This window comes from Ktedonobacter racemifer DSM 44963 (assembly GCF_000178855.1).
GTDB classification, from domain to species: Bacteria; Chloroflexota; Ktedonobacteria; order Ktedonobacterales; family Ktedonobacteraceae; genus Ktedonobacter; species Ktedonobacter racemifer.
This window is the reverse complement of sequence record NZ_ADVG01000001.1, coordinates 1,350,137-1,366,277: the sequence shown is the minus strand read 5'-3', so window position 1 is coordinate 1,366,277 and position 16,141 is coordinate 1,350,137. Positions and strand designations below refer to the sequence as shown.

The following is a 16,141-nucleotide window of genomic DNA, read 5'->3' as shown; positions in this document are numbered from 1 at the left end:
GGGAAATATGAGTAGTGATGCAACATTGATGGAACTCTTTGAGCAGGCAGGCGCGATTATCACAAATAGTCATTTTGTCTATAGCTCGGGGCGCCACAGCTCGGTGTATGTGAATAAAGATGCGCTCTATTTAAGACCAGAGCTGATTTCATCGCTCTGCGAGCGCATGGGACAGCCCTATGATCCTGAGCAGATCGACGTGGTGGTAGGTCCAACGATTGGCGCGGTAATTCTCTCGCAGTGGACGGCCTATCATTTGACGCGGCGCAAGCCCTCGGGCGAGATCCTGGCGGTCTTCGCGGAGAAGGGGTCCGATGGCGTGGATAAGCAATTTTTCTTTGGCCGTGGCTATGATAAGTTTGTCAAGGGCAACAACGTTCTGGTGGTAGAGGATATTTTGACTACGGGCGGCTCGGCACGCCAGACGATTGAGGCGGTGCGCCGTTATGGTGGTAACGTGATCGGCTTGAGCGTGCTGTGCAATCGTGGCAATGTGGGACCTGAACAGGTTGGAGGCGTGCCTATTCATGCGCTAGTCGAGCTTCCGCTGCAAACCTATACCGCCGAGGAGTGCCCCTTCTGCCGTGAGGGGGTTCCGGTCAACACCGAATTGGGGAAAGGGCGTGCCTTCCTGGCCAAACAGCAAGCCGTCGACGCACAGAAGTTGTAGGGGCCAAGCTGGCTTGGACTTCAAGCGCTGAGGGTGCGGATCTCGTGGGAGCATGTCCATGCAAGCATGGACCCTACAATACCACGTATCCGCCGATCAGGTTATCAAACCGCGCCAGAAGACCCCTGTTGCGCAAACATGGGAATGAATGGCGCGTTCCTTTTTGGGGTGGATAGGGTGGGAAGACGTATTGCCTTTTTACACTGTAACTGCTACAATGTAACGTATGAAACAGAAACGCGCTTTCAAGTATCGGGTGTATCGTGCGACCCGTTTTGCTCCAAACCATGATAAATGGGGGACGAGCAGCGGTGTTTTTTTTGAAAGACACTGACAACTGTTTCTCTGACGAGAGGCGCAATTCCTCTCTCATTCGATAGGAATGGATAGCATCATCCCCACTGTAGCGACTGGCCCTCAATCAGTGAAGCGGGATGAAACGGGGGATGCCTCATAAACCTGATATGAGGACACCTTCTAGCTGGCTACTACGGTGAGAAGCCTGTCTAACAAGGCAGATAAAACGAATGCATGACTGAACCATCGTTACGGAAAACTGGCTTACGCAGGATAACAAGCCAGCCCAAAACGGGAACGAGTCGAGTACACAATGGAGATGGTACAGCTCCATTGCCTATCTGTCAGGACTCCGGTGGAGAATGCACACCTACGGTAGCGAAAAACAGAGCAACGGAACGGAGTAACCGCGTGTTTGCTCTCATGGGGGTCGATACCATGAGCAGGTGCCAACCGCAAGCAGCACGACGGAAGGATTGTCCAAGAAGCGAATGCCTCTCGGAAAGCGAGAGGATAGGCTGACGTGGACACAGTTGTATGGAAAGTAGAAGATCAAGTACGATAGCAAATAGGAAAGCACCCAGGATCAAGAAGAAAATTGACCCTGAGAGTGAGGCTTGGAACAAGTTGCCCTGGCGCAAGTTTGAGCAGCATGTCTACCGCATCCAAAAGAGAATCTACCGAGCCAGTCAACGTGGCAATCAACGTGCAGTCCAAAAACTTCAAAAGCTCTTGATGAAATCGGAAGCAGCAAGGCTTCTTGCTGTACGCCGCGTCTCACAGGATAACCAGGGCAAGAAAACAGCGGGGGTTGATGGAGTGAAGAACTTGAAACCTCAACAGAGGCGACAGGTGGCATCGCTCATTCATCCCAAACAATGGCCGCAGAAAGTAAAACCAGTCCGAAGGGTATTTATCCCCAAGCCTGGAAAAAACGAACAACGGCCTTTAGGGATTCCTACGATGTATGAGCGCGGACGACAATGTCTTGTGAAATCCGCGCTCGAACCAGAATGGGAAGCTCGCTTTGAGGTGAACAGCTATGGTTTTCGCCCTGGACGATCCTGTCACGATGCTATCGCAGCAATCTTTCTGGATATCGGAAAAAAGGCAAAATATGTCCTTGACGCTGACATCCGGGGCTGTTTCGATAACATTGACCAGACAGCACTCTTGAAAAAACTTCAGACCTATCCACGTCTGAGACAGGCCGTCCAGGCCTGGCTCAAATCGGGAGTCATGACAGAGGGGGAATTCACACCTACAACCAGCGGAACCCCGCAGGGTGGCGTTGTCTCTCCTTTACTCATGAATATAGCGTTGTACGGGCTGGAAGAGGCTCTCAAAGGCGTAAAGAGGACCACAAGGGATAAACCCCAAATGGTACGATACGCCGATGATCTAGTGGTCTTTCATTCAACGCTAGAAACCATCCTTGAAGTGAAAACAAGAATCAATGACTGGTTAAGGGACATGGGACTGGAACTGAAGCCAAGTAAAACGAGAATAAGCCACACGCTCACACCCTATGAAGGAAATGTGGGATTCGAGTTTCTAGGATTTTCCATCCGGCAATATCCGGTAGGAAAGAACCGTACAGGGACAAACTCACAAGGCACTCCGCTTGGCTTCAAAACGATCATCAAACCGAGCAAAGAAGCCGTCAAACGACACATAGCCCAGATGAAGCAGCAAATCAACAAACGGAGATCAGCGCCGCAAGGCCAACTGATTAAGGAACTTTCTGCCATCATCAGGGGATGGTCCAACTACTACAGAACAGTCTGCTCCAAGGCTGAGTACAGTAGATGTGACTACATTCTTCAGCAACAGCTATGGTCGTGGGCAATTCGTAGGCACCCAAACAAAAACAGACATTGGATTAGGCAAAGGTACTGGAAGAGAGGCGAAGGCCAATACAGCATCTTTGCAACCTCCGAAGATTATGACCTGAGAAGGCATGATGCGACGAAGATCCAACGACATGTCAAAGTAAAAGGTGCTGCCAGCCCCTATGACGGAAACCTCATGTATTGGAGCCAACGACTGAAAAACCACCCAACAACGAGAGGAACACTGGCGATGCTGCTTCTGAAGCAGCAAGGCAAGTGTAGATGGTGCGATTTGCAGTTCCGCGAAGGAGATCAAATCGAGATAGACCACATCACTCCTAAAAGTGAGGGAGGAGGAGAGGAACTGAGTAACAAGTGTGCTCTCCACCGACATTGCCACGACCAAAGACATGGTACCCATAACAAGGGCCATATGATTGAGGAGCCGAGTGAAGAGAAATCTTCATGCTCGGTTTTGCAGACGAGCGGATGGGGCGACCCATGCGCTTAGTTTATCCCACACCACAACAGCAACAGATGCTTGCTCAGACCTTTGGGTGTTGTCGCTTCGTCTATAACTGGGCCTTGCGCAAGAAAACGGATGCCTATTACAAAGACCATCAGCGACTCTACTACAAAGAGTTAAGTATCCTGTTAACTGACTTGAAAAAGCAAGAAGAGACGCACTGGTTGAACGAGGTTTCCAGTGTGCCATTGCAGCAGGCTCTTCGCCACCTGGACAAAGCGTTTCTCAACTTCTTTGAAGGTCGTGCCAAATACCCGACCTTCCACAAAAAGCGAAATACCCAATCCGCCACGTATACAGCCAATGCTTTCACCTGGCGCAATGGCTCTCTTACGCTTGCCAAGATGAGCGAGCCTCTCCAGATCGTGTGGTCGCGTCCTCTGCCAAACGAGGCCATTCCTTCGAGCGTCACTATCACCAAAGATTGCGCTGATCGCTACTTCATCAGTCTCCTTGTGGAAGAGGAAATTGCCCATCTGCCTTGCAATGAGAAGGCGATTGGTGCTGATCTTGGCTTGAAGTCCTTTGTGGTTCTCTCGACGGGTGAAGTAGTAGGCAATCCCAGATTCTTTCACAAGGACGAAAAGAACCTGGCGAAAGCTCAACGCCGCCATGCCAAGAAGAAAAAGGGCTCGAAAAATCGAGACAAGGCGCGTCTCAAGGTCGCACGCATTCATGCTCGTATCGCTGATCGTCGCCGTGACTTCCTGCACAAGCTCTCTACCCGCCTGATTCGTGAAAACCAAACGATGTGCGTGGAGAGTTTGCAGGTCAAAAATATGGTCAAGCACCCAACCCTGAGCAAAGCGATCAGCGATGTGGGATGGAGTGAGTTTGTGTCTCAGCTCGAATACAAGGCAGACTGGTATGGTCGAAATCTTGTCAAGATCGACAAGTGGTATCCCTCCAGTAAACGGTGTTTCGAGTGTGGTCATATTCTCACCTCCTTACCGCTTGATATTCGCCAATGGGATTGTCCTGAATGTGGTGTCCATCATGACCGCGATATCAACGCTGCCAAGAATATTGTGACCGTGGGGCTCACGGTCCTCGCCTGTGGAGAGTCCATAAGACCAGGACGGGTTTCGTCTCGTTCTGGCAAGACTCAGCGAAGCAGGAAACCCTAGAGGTGACTCTAGGAATCCCCTGGCTTTTAGCCATGGGGAGGATGTCAATTCATAGAAGAGGGTAAAAAGATGAACTTTGTCGAGAAGCTTCTAACCGCCTCACGCCGACAGGAAAGCCTGCTCTGTGTTGGACTGGATCCCGAGCCTGGACGCTTGCCTGCTTCGCTACGCCAGGAGCCGGTGATGAGTGCGATTGTGCGTTTCTGTCAGGACATTATCGCGGCGACGGCCCCATATGCGTGCGCCTTTAAGCCGAACCTGGCCTTCTTTGAGGTCCTGGGGCCGGCAGGCCTCCAGGTGTTCCAGGAAGTAGTCCAGGCTGTACCCGCTCATATTCCTGTGATCGCGGACGCCAAGCGCGGCGATATCGGCAATACCGCGCGCGCGTATGCGAAAACCTTTTTTGAGACCTATGGCTGCGATGCCGTGACGATCAATCCCTATATGGGTCGTGATAGCGTGGCTCCCTTTCTGGAGTATCGCGACAAGGGTACGCTCCTGCTGTGCCGTACCTCCAATCCGGGGGCGCGCGACATTCAAGATCTGCGCGTGCAGGATGAGGGCGGGACACTGCGTCACCTCTATGAAGTTGTCGCTCAGCTCGTTCAGTCCTGGAATACTGCGGGCAACTGCGGGCTGGTGGTTGGGGCGACCTATCCCGAGGAACTGCGTCAGATTCGCGCTATCTGTGCCCAGATGCCAATTCTGATTCCGGGCATTGGTGCGCAGGGAGGCGACCTGGAGGCGGCGGTCCAGGCGGGTGTGGACGCGCAGGGTGAGCTTGCGATTATCTCTTCCTCGCGTGCCATTCTCTACGCCAGCGAGGGCGAAGACTTTGCCCAGGCCGCGGCAGCAGAGGCCCGGCGCACACGCGACCAGATCAACGCCGCCCGTCAGAAGAAGGATTAGTTGTTTCGGCTCTGACGCCTGACCGGGAGCGCCTGCGGCGCTCCCAAGAATGAGAGAATGGGCATGATTTGTGGACGAATGCCCACAAATCATGCCCATTCTCTCATTCTTCTTCTGCTTTATACTTCCAGGTACGATGCAGATTCTTGGCCATTTTCTCCAGGTAGGCCTGTTGTAGATCGACGCCGGTATAGTTGGCTAGTTTAAAAATGTAGGCCAGGCAATCGGCTAGCTCCTGGCCCAGGTTTTCACGATGGATAGTCAGGGCCTCCTCAAGTGTTTTTACTTCTTGATTCGTGTGGGCAGGATCGATCATGAAATAGACCTGCTTCAGTACCTGTGCGACTTCACCAATCTCTCCACTTAACATCGTCATATTTAAGAAGATGTCAGTCGCGAAGCCTTTCTGGGCATCCAGCCAACGGTGAAAGGCCTGAAAGTCTTCGATGGTATGCATCTCATTGGGAAAGTTCGTTGTCTCGCCTTGCATTTTTTGATCCCTCAAAGGCAACGTGGAGGTTGCCACACTTGCCACAAAAAATTTTGTAGAGAATGCCGCGTGAGCGTAGTGAGTATCGCATGATGTTCCTAATGGTCCATGCGATACTTGCTACGCTCATGAATAAAAGACGTCTGATTAGTGATCTCGATTAGCAGACGGAGAGTTGCTCAAAGAGATGTGGGTAGTTAATGACGAGGCCGTCGTCATCAATTGTGATCTCGGTGCTGAACTCGCTATCCAGCGACTCATAGCGGTAGACGCGCTCGCCTGGAAGATCGCTCAAACAGGTATAGCGCTGGCGAATAGGTGTGACCTGCATGTCAGGCAGGGCGACATACGCTACCAGGATTTCCTTTGACTCATCGACTGCCAGTTGTAGGCGACGAATGGGCAGCGTATTGGTAAAAGGGGAGATGGAGATGTCGATATCGATGCAGCCTGCCAGGTCTGGGATGGGTTCTCCTTCTGCAAAGAACCAGTTTCCTTTCCCATCGGCGCGCAAGTGGAGGTCAGCCTGCAAGCGTCCCAGAATATCGATATCGAACTGGGTAACTTGCCAGTCGGAGTTACAACGGACAACATAGTGGGCGCGTAGGGGCATCCCTTGTTCCATGGTAATGGCCTGCCCATCGGCGAGCACCTCCTCTTCACGGGCATGGAGGAAGAGGTGCTCAAGACCGGGCTGACCGAGATGGGACCATAAAACAGAACGTTTCACGGTAACTCTCCGCAGTGGTGTCTAGATGCGCTCCAGGGGTTCAAAACCTAGAATGCGCAGAACATTATTCATTGTTTGAACCGTGGCTTGAACGAGCAGGGCGCGGAAGGCCTTCATCTGTTCGTTCTCTTCTTTCACGATTGGAGGCGTATGTTCGTAGAAATCGCTGATATGAGCTGCCAGGTCGTAGGCATATGCGGCTAGTGCCGAGGCCGACATCTGCTCAGCTGCCTCCGCTAGGCGGCGTGGGTAGGCATCAATGTGCCGCAACAGTTCCCACTCGCTCTGCTCAAGCTGTTCTGGTAGACCATTCAGCCTGGTAGGAATAGTATAGCCAGAGGCCTGCAAACGGCGCAAGATGCTGTTTGAGCGTGCGTAGGAGTACTGGAGGTAGACGCCGGTATCGCCATTGGGGCGGAGCACCTCGTCTATATCCAGGGTGATGATCTGTTGCAGGTTGAAGCGAATCATGAAGTAGCGAATCGCCGACGCTGCCAGCACAGAGGCCGTCTTCTCATCGATCTCGGGGCGTTCATCCTGGTGGCGAACCTCGCGCATGCGCTGTTCCGCTGTGTTGATCAGGTCATCGGCCTTAATCTCGATGCCTTTGCGTCCCGACATGGCGTAGAAATCGCGGCCATCGGAGGTATCGATGCCCAGGCTGGCGGCGGTCGCGGCCGAAAGCGTGACGACCTCGTAGCCCAGGTGCTTTGAATTCTCGGCCTGCTCGGTGTAACCTAAGCGGCGCAGGCTTTCGTATACAACCTGCTGCGGGTAGGACTGGCGCACATCGATGACGTTGACCACGTGCTGGGCATGGCCAAAGCGTTTGGGATCACTCTCTTGCTCGGGATGGAAGGCGTCCTTGGGTGTGCGCATGGTCCAGAGCTGGCGTCCATCATGCTGGGTGCCCCAGGGCACGAAGTGGAACTGAACGTTGAACTCGGGATCGTCGGTAAGGCCAAACTTCCAGAGCTGGTTGGCGATATCCTTGGCGGTATAGGTCGCGGTCCCATCGCTACGCACCAGAATCTTATCGCTCATGCGCTCGCCATCGCTCTCGCCGTCGCCAAAGGGGAGAATCCAGCAGCCAGCGGCGGGGCCAGTCTCAGGCTTTTCGAGCAGGTTATGCTTGCGCAAGAAGTCGAAGGTATGCTGCCAGAGTCCGGCCTGCAAAATCGCCGACTCCCAGGTCAGGAGATCATAGGAGATGTTGAGGCGTCCCATGGTCTTGAGATGAGCTTGCACGATCTGGTGCGAGAGATCAGCGGCCATCGCCGGGTAGTCGGGGCCAGCCTCTGGCTCATCGCCATGTTCAATGGAGTGTAGCACCTGGCGGCGTAGCTGAATCGCGGCGATACCTCGCTCCGACTCCTTCTGCTCATAGAGCCTGTTCACGGCCACATAGATGCGTGAGCAATAGTAGTCAAACGACTCGTCGGGATGCTGCTCATTGCCTTCGGCCAGTTGTAGCTCGCCCTTTTGCAGGAGCAGCATGCCAACTACCACATCCGCGACCTGGACGCCCGAGTCGTCGATATAGTTCTCAGCCTCGACATGGTAGCCCTGTGAGCGGAGCATACGCACGACGGTATCGCCCAGGCAGGAGTTGCGCAGGTGGCCGACGTGCGCGGCCTTATTGGTGTTGATCGCGGTATGTTCAACGATGATGCGTTGATTAAGCCCAACTTCGTTCTGGCCAAAGTCGGGACCCTCTTCGAGCACACGCTCGATAATGCTGCGGCCCACACCTGCGCGGTTCAAGCGGAAATTCACAAAGCCGGGCTTGGTCGCGTTGACATTCTCAAGCTCAGGAACATGTAGTTCGTTAATATAGGTTGCCAGCGCCTCCGCGATTTGCAGAGGGGGGCGACCGAGCTTATTCTTGACCCAGGGCATGACGGGAATAGAGTAGTCGCCAAAGCTAGATTGGGCTGAGAAACGCAGGTCGATGGGAAGCTGTTTGGCGTCGTAAGCGATTCCCTCGCGTTCAATGTATGCAGCTGCTGCACGCTTGATTAGCGCGGTCAAATAGGCATGAAGATCTTGTTTTTGCTGTACTTCGGGCATATGGCTCTGCCTCACTCACCTGGCGGGCGACATGCGAGCCTCCTGGATAGATGGAAAAGGCTCTGTCGCCACGCTTTCCTTTCGTGTGTTCACCCTTAACAGGGAGGCGTTTTTACAGAGGAACGTGCCAAACCTCGCGAACCCCCTCCAACCATCCCAGAAAAGAAGATGCATGTGGGGGCCTAAAAGGAATATCTTCTCTTCTTAGTATATAGACTGAGTTGTGTTCTACTATAACCTAGCTTTGATGTACGGTCAAGATTCGAAGGCGAAATAGCAGGGCTTGCCAATTCTAGTCGGCATGAGACACGACATAAAAAATAAGTTGATGGTGAGGTGCCCTGTGCAGCCTACGGCTGCACAGGGCACCTCACCATCAACTTATTTTTTATAATCACTAGGCGTCGAGCGTGCTGGTATCGCCGACTGGCTCACCAAGCTCACGGGCGCGAATGACGCGGCGCATGATCTTACCCGAGCGTGTCTTGGGCAGGCTGGAGACAAACTCTAGCTCATCAGGCACGGCCAGCGGGCCAACGTTGGTGCGGACATGGAGTTTCAGCGTCTTCTCCATCTCGTCGGAGGCCTCATGGCCGTCTTTGAGGATGACGAAGACCTTAACGTGCTCACCCTTGACCTCATCTGGCTTGCCAATAGCGGCGGCCTCGGCTACCGCGGGATGGCTGACCAGGCTGGACTCGATCTCCATAGAGCCCAGGCGGTGTCCGCTGACCTTGATGACGTCATCAACGCGGCCCTGCACGCGGAAGTAGCCATCCTGGTCTCTTGTCGCGGCATCGCCAGCGAAGTAGACATCGGGAATGGTATCCCAGTAGGTCTGGTAACGCGCGGGATCGCGATAGATGGTACGCATCTGCGAGGGCCAGGGATGGCGTACGATCAGGAAGCCGCCTTTGTTCTCTCCGACCGCCTTACCGTTTTTGTCCACGATATCGGCCTCGATGGTGGGGAATGGACGCGAGGCGCTACCGGGCTTGAGCGGCAGGATGACGGTTGGACTGATCAGGATTGCTCCGGTCTCGGTCTGCCACCATGTATCCATGATGGGGAGTTCGTCGTGACCGATGTTGCGGCGGTACCACATCCAGGCCTCGGGATTGATGGGTTCACCCACAGAGCCGAGAACGCGCAGGCTGGAGAGATCATGCTTCGCGGGCCACTCTTCGCCAAAGCGCATCAGGCCACGGATACCGGTGGGCGAGGAGTAGAAGATGCTGACCTTGAACTTCTCGATGATGCTCCACCAGCGGTCGGGGGCGGGATAGGAGGGGGTGCCCTCGAAGAGGACGCTGGTCGCGCCATTCATCAAGGGGCCATACACGATATAGCTATGTCCCGTGACCCAGCCGATGTCGGCCGAGCACCAGTAGACATCCTCGGGCTTCATATCGAAGACAAACTTCGTCGTGGTGTAAGTGCCCACGGCATAGCCAGCCTGGACATGCACAACGCCCTTGGGTTTGCCGGTGCTGCCGCTGGTATAGAGGATATAGAGTAGATCTTCGCTGTCCATGGGCTCGCAAGGCACAACCGTGTCTTCGGGAATCTCTTGAAAGAGCTCATCAAGGTAGAAGTCGCGCCCCTCCTGCATGTTGACCTCGCTGTCCAGGCGACGTACAACAAGCACCTTTTCCACGGTTGGCGTCTCTTCCAGGGCCTCATCAGTGATCTTCTTGAGCTGGATATGCTTGCCGCCGCGATAGTTGCCGTCCGCGGTAATCACGACCTTGGCTCCCGCGTCATTGATGCGCTCACGCAGGGCGTTGGCGGCGAAGCCACCGAAAATGACGGTATGCACCGCGCCCAGGCGCGCGACCGCCAGGAGGGCGGCAACCTGTTCGGGAATAGCAGGCATGTAGATGGCGACGCGGTCACCTTTCTGGATGCCCAGGTTTTGTAGAGCCTTAGCCATGCGGTTGGTCAGGACATAGAGCTGCTCGTAGGTCAGCGTGCGGTTGGAGCCATCGTCACCCTCCCAGTAGAAGGCAACCTTGTGGCGCGTCTCGCTCTCCAGGTGGCGATCCAGGCAGTTGTAGACGATATTGAATTTGCCGCCGGTGAACCACTTGAAGAAGGGCTTCTCCGTCCATTCAAAGGTTTTGGTCCATGGCTCGAACCAGTGGAGTTCTTTGGCCATGTCCTCCCAGAACTCGAAGCGGTTCTCCAGCGACCACTGATAGAAAGATTCATAGTCATTGAAGCCCTTGGATCTCATATAAGCGGTAATATTGGCATTCTCTACGACATCGCTGGGTGGGGAAAATAGGCGATCCTCAGTTAAAATAGTGTCTGTATCCTCGAAGTTGAGGTTGTTACCCATCGCGATTCCTCCTGGTTAATTCCTATCGGAAACCTGAGTGCGAAGCGCTAGTCGCGAAAGCGACGTTGGTTTCCGAATAAGAAGTTAGTAAGATACGTCGTTGTCTTTCAATAGATACCCTTGAATGCAACGTGTGGCACGTGTAGATGAAAGGCGCTGAAGTCCACTGTTCACCGTTGAAAAGCGGTCCTTATCGCATCCCTAGTAGTAGCTCATTATAGCATATAAGTGGGTTTTTCTGTCTCCTCGCGCTTACGGCGCTTACCCAAAAGGTGAGATGTTGTGCAGTGGCAGCCGTCAGCTGCCACTGCACAACATCTCACCTCTAAAAATTCTTAGCCAACGTTCTCGAAGACGGCTGCGATGCCTTGCCCGCCACCGATACAGAGGGAGGCGGCGCCATATTTTAAGTGATTGCGGCGAAGCTCATTGAGCAGCGCGAGAGTGATGCGTGCCCCGCTGGCGGCCAGGGGATGGCCGATGGAGATACCACCGCCGTTGACGTTGGTCTTGTCGCGATCCAGGCCCAACTCTTTCTCCACGGCCAGGTACTGGGCGGCAAAGGCCTCATTGACCTCCACGCGGTCCAGCTGGTCGAGGCTAAGATCTGCGCGCTTGAGCGCCTGGCGAATGGCATTAGCGGGACCAATGCCCATGATTTCGGGCGGTACGCCGACAACGCCCCAGGAGATAACGCGTGCCAAAGGCTTGAGGTTATGCTGTTTGACTGCCTCCTCGGTGGCCAGAATCACGCAGGCGCCGGCATCGTTGATGCCGCTAGCGTTGCCTGGAGTGACGACGCCGCCTTTGCGGAAGCGTGCTGGGAGCTTAGCCAGGGCTTCAAGCGAGGTATCACGAATGCCCTCATCCTGGGCAAAGGTGATTTCGTTGCCTTTGCGATCCTTAATCGTGACGGGAACGATCTCTTCGGCCAGGTAGCCTGCTTGCTGAGCCTTGCGTGCCGCGACCTGGCTGCGCAGGGCATAGGCATCTACCTCTTCGCGTGAGAGTTGATACTTCTCGGCCAGGTTCTCGGCTGTGATCGCCATGCCGCAGCCGATATAGCTGTCAACCAGGGCCTCCCACAGGCTATCTTCGAGTTGGGGCGCCGAGCCGAGCTTGAAGCCGTTGCGGGCGCCACGAATGACGTGAGGAGCCTGGGTCATATTCTCGCCACCGCCCGCCAGCGCGATCTCTCCCTCGCCCAGGCGCAGCATTTGGGCGGCATTGACAATGGCTTGCAGGCCAGAGCCGCAGAGACGATTCACGGTGAGCGCTGGAGTCTCGATAGGCAGTCCTGCTTTAAGCGCCACGTGCCGCGCGAAGTAGATCGCGTCTTTGCTGGTTTGAATGACGTTCCCCATCACCACCTGATCCACCTGTTGAGGATCGACACCACTACGCTGGAGTGCCTCCCTGGCTGCAATGACACCCAGGTCGATAGCCGACACATCGGAGAGCGAACCCTGGAGGACACCCACAGGAGTTCTCGCGCCCGCGATGACATAAATATCTTGCATGTACCACCTCTCTGTGTTTACAAAGCACCTTGCTCATCTTTCCTCAGTCTAGCACCTGGGACGAATTCTACGCAAGAATATGCTAATTAGCCAGGCCCTCCCATTCTCCTCTGGCGTCTGCCCTGGCTCGCAAGCTCGCCTTCGAGTAAGGTGTATCTGGTGATGGGCTGGCGGAGCCAGCCCATCACCAGATACACCTTATCCTCAAGCGCCGCAGGCGCGAAGGCTTCTCAGGAAGGGTAATAGGATATAAAAATTGTGTATACTTGTATATGAAGTGTGCCTAGCATCTAGGTACACAAGGAGGGATACGATGAAGGCTGTGACGAGTTTGCCGCAGGGATATACCCTGTGTGGCGAGGTGAATTTCGCGAAAGATAAAAAGCTCGCCTGGATACTCAATGGCGTTGGTTTGCTGCTCTTTATCTTGTTCGCCCTGGCTTTTGCTTATATTGCTTTCTTGTTTCATCGGGAGAGTCTGGGCCGGAGTGCATCGGTGACGATTGGCGGCTGGCAGTTGTTGGAGGGCATTCTGGCGATGGCATTTACCGTGTTTGGTTGCATACTTGTGCATGAATTAATACATGGAATCTTCTTCTGGGTGTTTACGCGAGCCTGGCCACACTTTGGTTTTAAGTGGATCTACGCCTATGCCTCGGCGCCGGAATGGTACATTCCGCGTACGCCGTTTCTCATTATCGGGCTGGCGCCTTTTCTCCTCATCACCCTCATTGGCGTTGCTGTACTGCCGTTTGCCTCATTGGGTCTAAGCTTGTTTCTCTGGCTGCTGCTGACGCTAAACGCGGCGGGCTCTGTCGGCGACTTCTATGTGATTATACGCTTGCTCTTCGCGCCTACTCCCCTGCTGGTGCATGATTATGGGGATGGCATGACCTGGTATCGTGGTATCTAAGCATTTCTCGCGCTCTACGCTTGACTTTATTCACCTGTTTCGAGTACCATTGCTATAAGCTATTATGCGTAACATGTGTTACGTGTGCCGCTCAACGAATGAGGTGTAGCGAGAAAATGCCCGAGCATGATGCGATGCGCTGGTTACAATTGACGTACAAAGTACCAAGCGAGCCGTCCCAGAAGCGCGTTTGGGTATGGCGACGCCTGCAAAACCTGGGTGCATATGCCTTGCAGAACTCGGTGTATCTCTTGCCGCATTCGGAAGAGGTGGAGAAGCATTTTACGCAGCTTGCCCATGATATCCAAGAATTGGGGGGCGAGGCCAGCCTCTTCTTTGTGGTCGCGCTGGATGCAGCCGATGAGCGACGCATCTTGCAGGCTCTCTTAGATGCACGTAACAGCGAATATTCTGCTGTGGTACAGACCTGTAGTCAGTTTCTCTCACAGGTGGCGTCGGCGCTACAGGAGCCACAGGAAGAAACTCCCCCTTCACACGAGACCCTGAGCGATCTCCTGGAGAAGGTTCACTCCCTCTTTCGCTCCGCTCGGAGGCATGATCTGCTAGGAAATATGACTGCGACCAGGCGCGCCATGGCCGCCGAGGCCTTGATGCTCTGCGAACAACTCTTCCGCGTCTCCCTTGAGCGCGATCATGTCAAAGCACGGCGTGTGCTTGAACGCTACCAGGATACAATCTCACCTTTGCCAGATCCAACTCTGACAAAATTGCCATAACGTAAGTCATCCCGGCATTGCTTTTCCGCCGCCGTTTGGGTACAATTGCTGTAATGTTACAACCGATTACGAGCCTGAATCGTATCATTTGTACAGAGGTTACTTACCACCCTGAATAGATATTCACTAAGGGGAAAAAGATGCAAAAACAAATACCATCGCGCAAAGCTGGCGCTAAAGCGGTTGCTCTTGATCGCAGCAAAGAACTCAAACGTTACTATACCTATGTGCTTATTGCGACTCTCCTATGCGCGGCATTCGCCCTTAGTCTCCACGCGATCTTTGGTCTTTAAACTGTCTTAAGACTGGTTGCATACAACGCTGGCACTCTGACTGCAAAGAGGGGTGCCTTTTTCTATGTCCAAAAGTGGGAAGCGTTGTTGGGTGCGTGGAGGCTTCTGTGTGCAAGACATCCACCTATGAGATACAATAAGGCTATGCATGTATGCACATCTTCTCTAATTAAGTGGAAATGCCTTTAGTCTGGCGAGGAAGCGATGCGTTCACCCAATTCCAGGCCCGGCAACTCAATTAAGGCACGCCCCTCACGTGAGGTTGTGCCTCGACGGCTGATTGTAACTGCTGGGGTAGCGGCCTTTGCGGTCTGTGATTGGTCGCTATGGGTCCTCTTGCGTGATGGCCCGTGGGGGCCTCCTATGCGCCTGGTGCTGGGGAATGAACTGGTTTCCGATGCCGTAGAGCGAACCCTGGAGGCATTGTTACTCTGGCCGCAGGATGCTTCGTTAGTACAATTGAAGGCGGATTGGCAGGAGCAGAAGGTGCAGGTGTGGGGAAGCGATGAACAAGGGGCAGGTATTACGCTGATCCATAGTATTTTGCTGCGCGCCAATCGGGATCAGCTACGCCCAAATCTGCACCATCAGCCAGTTCCAAGCCTGCATGTGAGCTGGGTGCCTGTGGTAGAGATTGAGACGGGAGAGCGCGAACTAGATCCCGAGGTGCGTCCGGGTTTGCTCAGTGCCCTCTATACATTGCGATCCTATGTGCAACGCGAGCCAGAGGTAATCCTGCGTTACCTGGCTGATATGGATAAAATGAGTATAGGGGCATCGCCAGAGGAGTGGTGGCAACAGGAGGGGCGCAAAGTAACTGGCGGTCGCGAGACACTACAACTCAACGTCATTCGCGAGCCGGAGAGCGGGGATGGGATGCTGACCCTTGCCGAGGCCGCTCTGCTCTATCGAGCCTTCTTCCCGCCCGACGAACCTATTGACCTCTCAAACCTGCGGCGTCGCTTCCTGGCAACTAACTGTTTGCTCCCTGGGGAGGAAGAGCGTCCCGTGCGTGGACGAGAGATGGATTGGCGGCGAGTAAGCCGGGCGTACCGTTATCTTGCGCAAGAAGTTGAAAGAGAAGGATAAAACATGGCGAAAGTAACCACCGGGACAGGCGATGCCGGGTATACCGGCTTATTGGGGGAGCAGCGTGTGCCGAAATATGATCCACGTCCTGATACCTTTGGAACCGTCGATGAGGCAACGTCAGCCCTTGGCCTGGCCCGCGCCGTCGCGCAAGATCCACATGTGAAAGCCATTATTTTTCAGGTGCAGCAGGAACTTTATCTCCTGATGGGAGAATTGGCGACGCCTCCAGAGAACTATGAGACCATGGGGCTGCGGATGACGATTGAGCATGTCCAGCGTCTCGAACAGGTTGAAGAGGAGTTGAAGCGGGAGGTCGAGATCCCCAACAAATTCATCATTCCAGGGGACACGGTAGATGGGGCCGCGCTGGACCTGGCGCGCACGATTATTCGCCGCGCCGAGCGCATGGCGGTCAAACTCCTGCACGACAACGTTATTCAGAATGGCGAGGTGGTGCGCTATCTAAATCGCCTTTCAGATATGATCTTTATCCTGGCGCGCTATATTGAGGTGAAGTCCTCGCTCGCACAGAAACCTAAAGAGATGAATGATCCCATCGCATAGCCTCCTGTGAGGTTAATGAGAACATAAGTT

The 16,141-nt window shown here is 54.1% G+C and carries 14 protein-coding genes; 9 read left to right on the top strand and 5 right to left on the bottom strand.

Going from position 1 to position 16,141, the window contains the following annotated elements; genetic code table 11:
- Window positions 1–7: 7 nt before the first annotated feature.
- The 4 genes from KRAC_RS06035 to pyrF all read left to right on the top strand — a co-directional run bounded on the left by KRAC_RS06035 (window position 8) and on the right by pyrF (window position 5,361).
- Window positions 8–670, top strand: coding sequence for a phosphoribosyltransferase family protein (locus KRAC_RS06035; RefSeq protein ID WP_007905289.1), 663 nt, complete (start codon window positions 8–10; stop codon window positions 668–670).
- Window positions 671–1,504: 834 nt separating this feature from the next.
- Window positions 1,505–3,310: a group II intron reverse transcriptase/maturase gene (gene ltrA / locus KRAC_RS06030; protein WP_007905288.1), complete on the top strand. Its 1,806-nt coding sequence runs from the start codon at window positions 1,505–1,507 to the stop codon at window positions 3,308–3,310.
- Window positions 3,265–4,452, top strand: a complete 1,188-nt coding sequence (locus KRAC_RS06025) for an RNA-guided endonuclease InsQ/TnpB family protein (protein ID WP_244421970.1) — start codon at window positions 3,265–3,267, stop codon at window positions 4,450–4,452. The genes ltrA and KRAC_RS06025 overlap by 46 nt, the downstream gene beginning before the upstream one ends.
- A gap of 69 nt (window positions 4,453–4,521) precedes the next feature.
- Window positions 4,522–5,361: an orotidine-5'-phosphate decarboxylase gene (gene pyrF / locus KRAC_RS06020; protein WP_007905285.1), complete on the top strand. Its 840-nt coding sequence runs from the start codon at window positions 4,522–4,524 to the stop codon at window positions 5,359–5,361.
- 103 nt (window positions 5,362–5,464) lie between these two features.
- On the opposite strand, the gene KRAC_RS06015 is transcribed toward pyrF, so the two are convergent.
- The 5 genes from KRAC_RS06015 to KRAC_RS05995 form a co-directional block, all read right to left on the bottom strand.
- Window positions 5,465–5,851 carry a MazG nucleotide pyrophosphohydrolase domain-containing protein gene (locus tag KRAC_RS06015; protein ID WP_007905283.1) on the bottom strand — a complete coding sequence of 129 codons (387 nt, stop codon included), beginning with the start codon at window positions 5,849–5,851 and terminating at the stop codon, window positions 5,465–5,467.
- A 160-nt stretch (window positions 5,852–6,011) separates the two neighbouring features.
- A complete protein-coding gene (locus KRAC_RS06010; RefSeq protein ID WP_007905281.1) occupies window positions 6,012–6,581 on the bottom strand; it encodes a putative glycolipid-binding domain-containing protein in 570 nt (189 codons plus the stop codon).
- 21 nt (window positions 6,582–6,602) lie between these two features.
- Window positions 6,603–8,651, bottom strand: coding sequence for an arginine--tRNA ligase (locus KRAC_RS06005; protein ID WP_007905279.1), 2,049 nt, complete (start codon window positions 8,649–8,651; stop codon window positions 6,603–6,605).
- 397 nt (window positions 8,652–9,048) lie between these two features.
- On the bottom strand, window positions 9,049–10,992 hold the full coding sequence (gene acs / locus KRAC_RS06000) for an acetate--CoA ligase (RefSeq protein WP_007905277.1): 1,944 nt from the start codon (window positions 10,990–10,992) through the stop codon (window positions 9,049–9,051).
- A 335-nt stretch (window positions 10,993–11,327) separates the two neighbouring features.
- Window positions 11,328–12,512 (bottom strand): acetyl-CoA C-acetyltransferase, encoded by a 1,185-nt coding sequence (locus KRAC_RS05995; protein ID WP_007905275.1) that lies wholly within the window; start codon window positions 12,510–12,512, stop codon window positions 11,328–11,330.
- Between the two features lie 313 nt (window positions 12,513–12,825).
- On the opposite strand from KRAC_RS05995, the gene KRAC_RS60900 reads away from it, so the two are divergent.
- From KRAC_RS60900 to KRAC_RS05975, 5 genes are all read left to right on the top strand, one after another.
- A complete protein-coding gene (locus KRAC_RS60900) occupies window positions 12,826–13,425 on the top strand; it encodes a DUF3267 domain-containing protein (protein ID WP_007905274.1) in 600 nt (199 codons plus the stop codon).
- 116 nt (window positions 13,426–13,541) lie between these two features.
- Window positions 13,542–14,162, top strand: a complete 621-nt coding sequence (locus KRAC_RS60895) for a Chromate resistance protein ChrB (protein ID WP_007905273.1) — start codon at window positions 13,542–13,544, stop codon at window positions 14,160–14,162.
- A gap of 140 nt (window positions 14,163–14,302) precedes the next feature.
- Window positions 14,303–14,455: a hypothetical protein gene (locus KRAC_RS70845; RefSeq protein WP_007905272.1), complete on the top strand. Its 153-nt coding sequence runs from the start codon at window positions 14,303–14,305 to the stop codon at window positions 14,453–14,455.
- 204 nt (window positions 14,456–14,659) lie between these two features.
- On the top strand, window positions 14,660–15,544 hold the full coding sequence (locus tag KRAC_RS05980; protein WP_007905271.1) for a hypothetical protein: 885 nt from the start codon (window positions 14,660–14,662) through the stop codon (window positions 15,542–15,544).
- 3 nt (window positions 15,545–15,547) lie between these two features.
- Window positions 15,548–16,111, top strand: coding sequence for a cob(I)yrinic acid a,c-diamide adenosyltransferase (locus KRAC_RS05975; RefSeq protein WP_007905259.1), 564 nt, complete (start codon window positions 15,548–15,550; stop codon window positions 16,109–16,111).
- Window positions 16,112–16,141: the final 30 nt, after the last annotated feature.

Coding starts and splice junctions, on each gene's coding strand:
- KRAC_RS06035 (WP_007905289.1), top strand. CDS start 8: ATGAGTAGTGATGCAACATTGATGGAACTCTTTGAGCAGGCAGGCGCG.
- pyrF (WP_007905285.1), top strand. CDS start 4,522: ATGAACTTTGTCGAGAAGCTTCTAACCGCCTCACGCCGACAGGAAAGC.
- ltrA (WP_007905288.1), top strand. CDS start 1,505: ATGGAAAGTAGAAGATCAAGTACGATAGCAAATAGGAAAGCACCCAGG.
- KRAC_RS06005 (WP_007905279.1), bottom strand. CDS start 8,651: ATGCCCGAAGTACAGCAAAAACAAGATCTTCATGCCTATTTGACCGCG.
- KRAC_RS70845 (WP_007905272.1), top strand. CDS start 14,303: ATGCAAAAACAAATACCATCGCGCAAAGCTGGCGCTAAAGCGGTTGCT.
- KRAC_RS60895 (WP_007905273.1), top strand. CDS start 13,542: ATGCCCGAGCATGATGCGATGCGCTGGTTACAATTGACGTACAAAGTA.
- KRAC_RS60900 (WP_007905274.1), top strand. CDS start 12,826: ATGAAGGCTGTGACGAGTTTGCCGCAGGGATATACCCTGTGTGGCGAG.
- KRAC_RS05975 (WP_007905259.1), top strand. CDS start 15,548: ATGGCGAAAGTAACCACCGGGACAGGCGATGCCGGGTATACCGGCTTA.
- KRAC_RS05995 (WP_007905275.1), bottom strand. CDS start 12,512: ATGCAAGATATTTATGTCATCGCGGGCGCGAGAACTCCTGTGGGTGTC.
- KRAC_RS06025 (WP_244421970.1), top strand. CDS start 3,265: ATGCTCGGTTTTGCAGACGAGCGGATGGGGCGACCCATGCGCTTAGTT.
- KRAC_RS05980 (WP_007905271.1), top strand. CDS start 14,660: ATGCGTTCACCCAATTCCAGGCCCGGCAACTCAATTAAGGCACGCCCC.
- acs (WP_007905277.1), bottom strand. CDS start 10,992: ATGGGTAACAACCTCAACTTCGAGGATACAGACACTATTTTAACTGAG.
- KRAC_RS06015 (WP_007905283.1), bottom strand. CDS start 5,851: ATGCAAGGCGAGACAACGAACTTTCCCAATGAGATGCATACCATCGAA.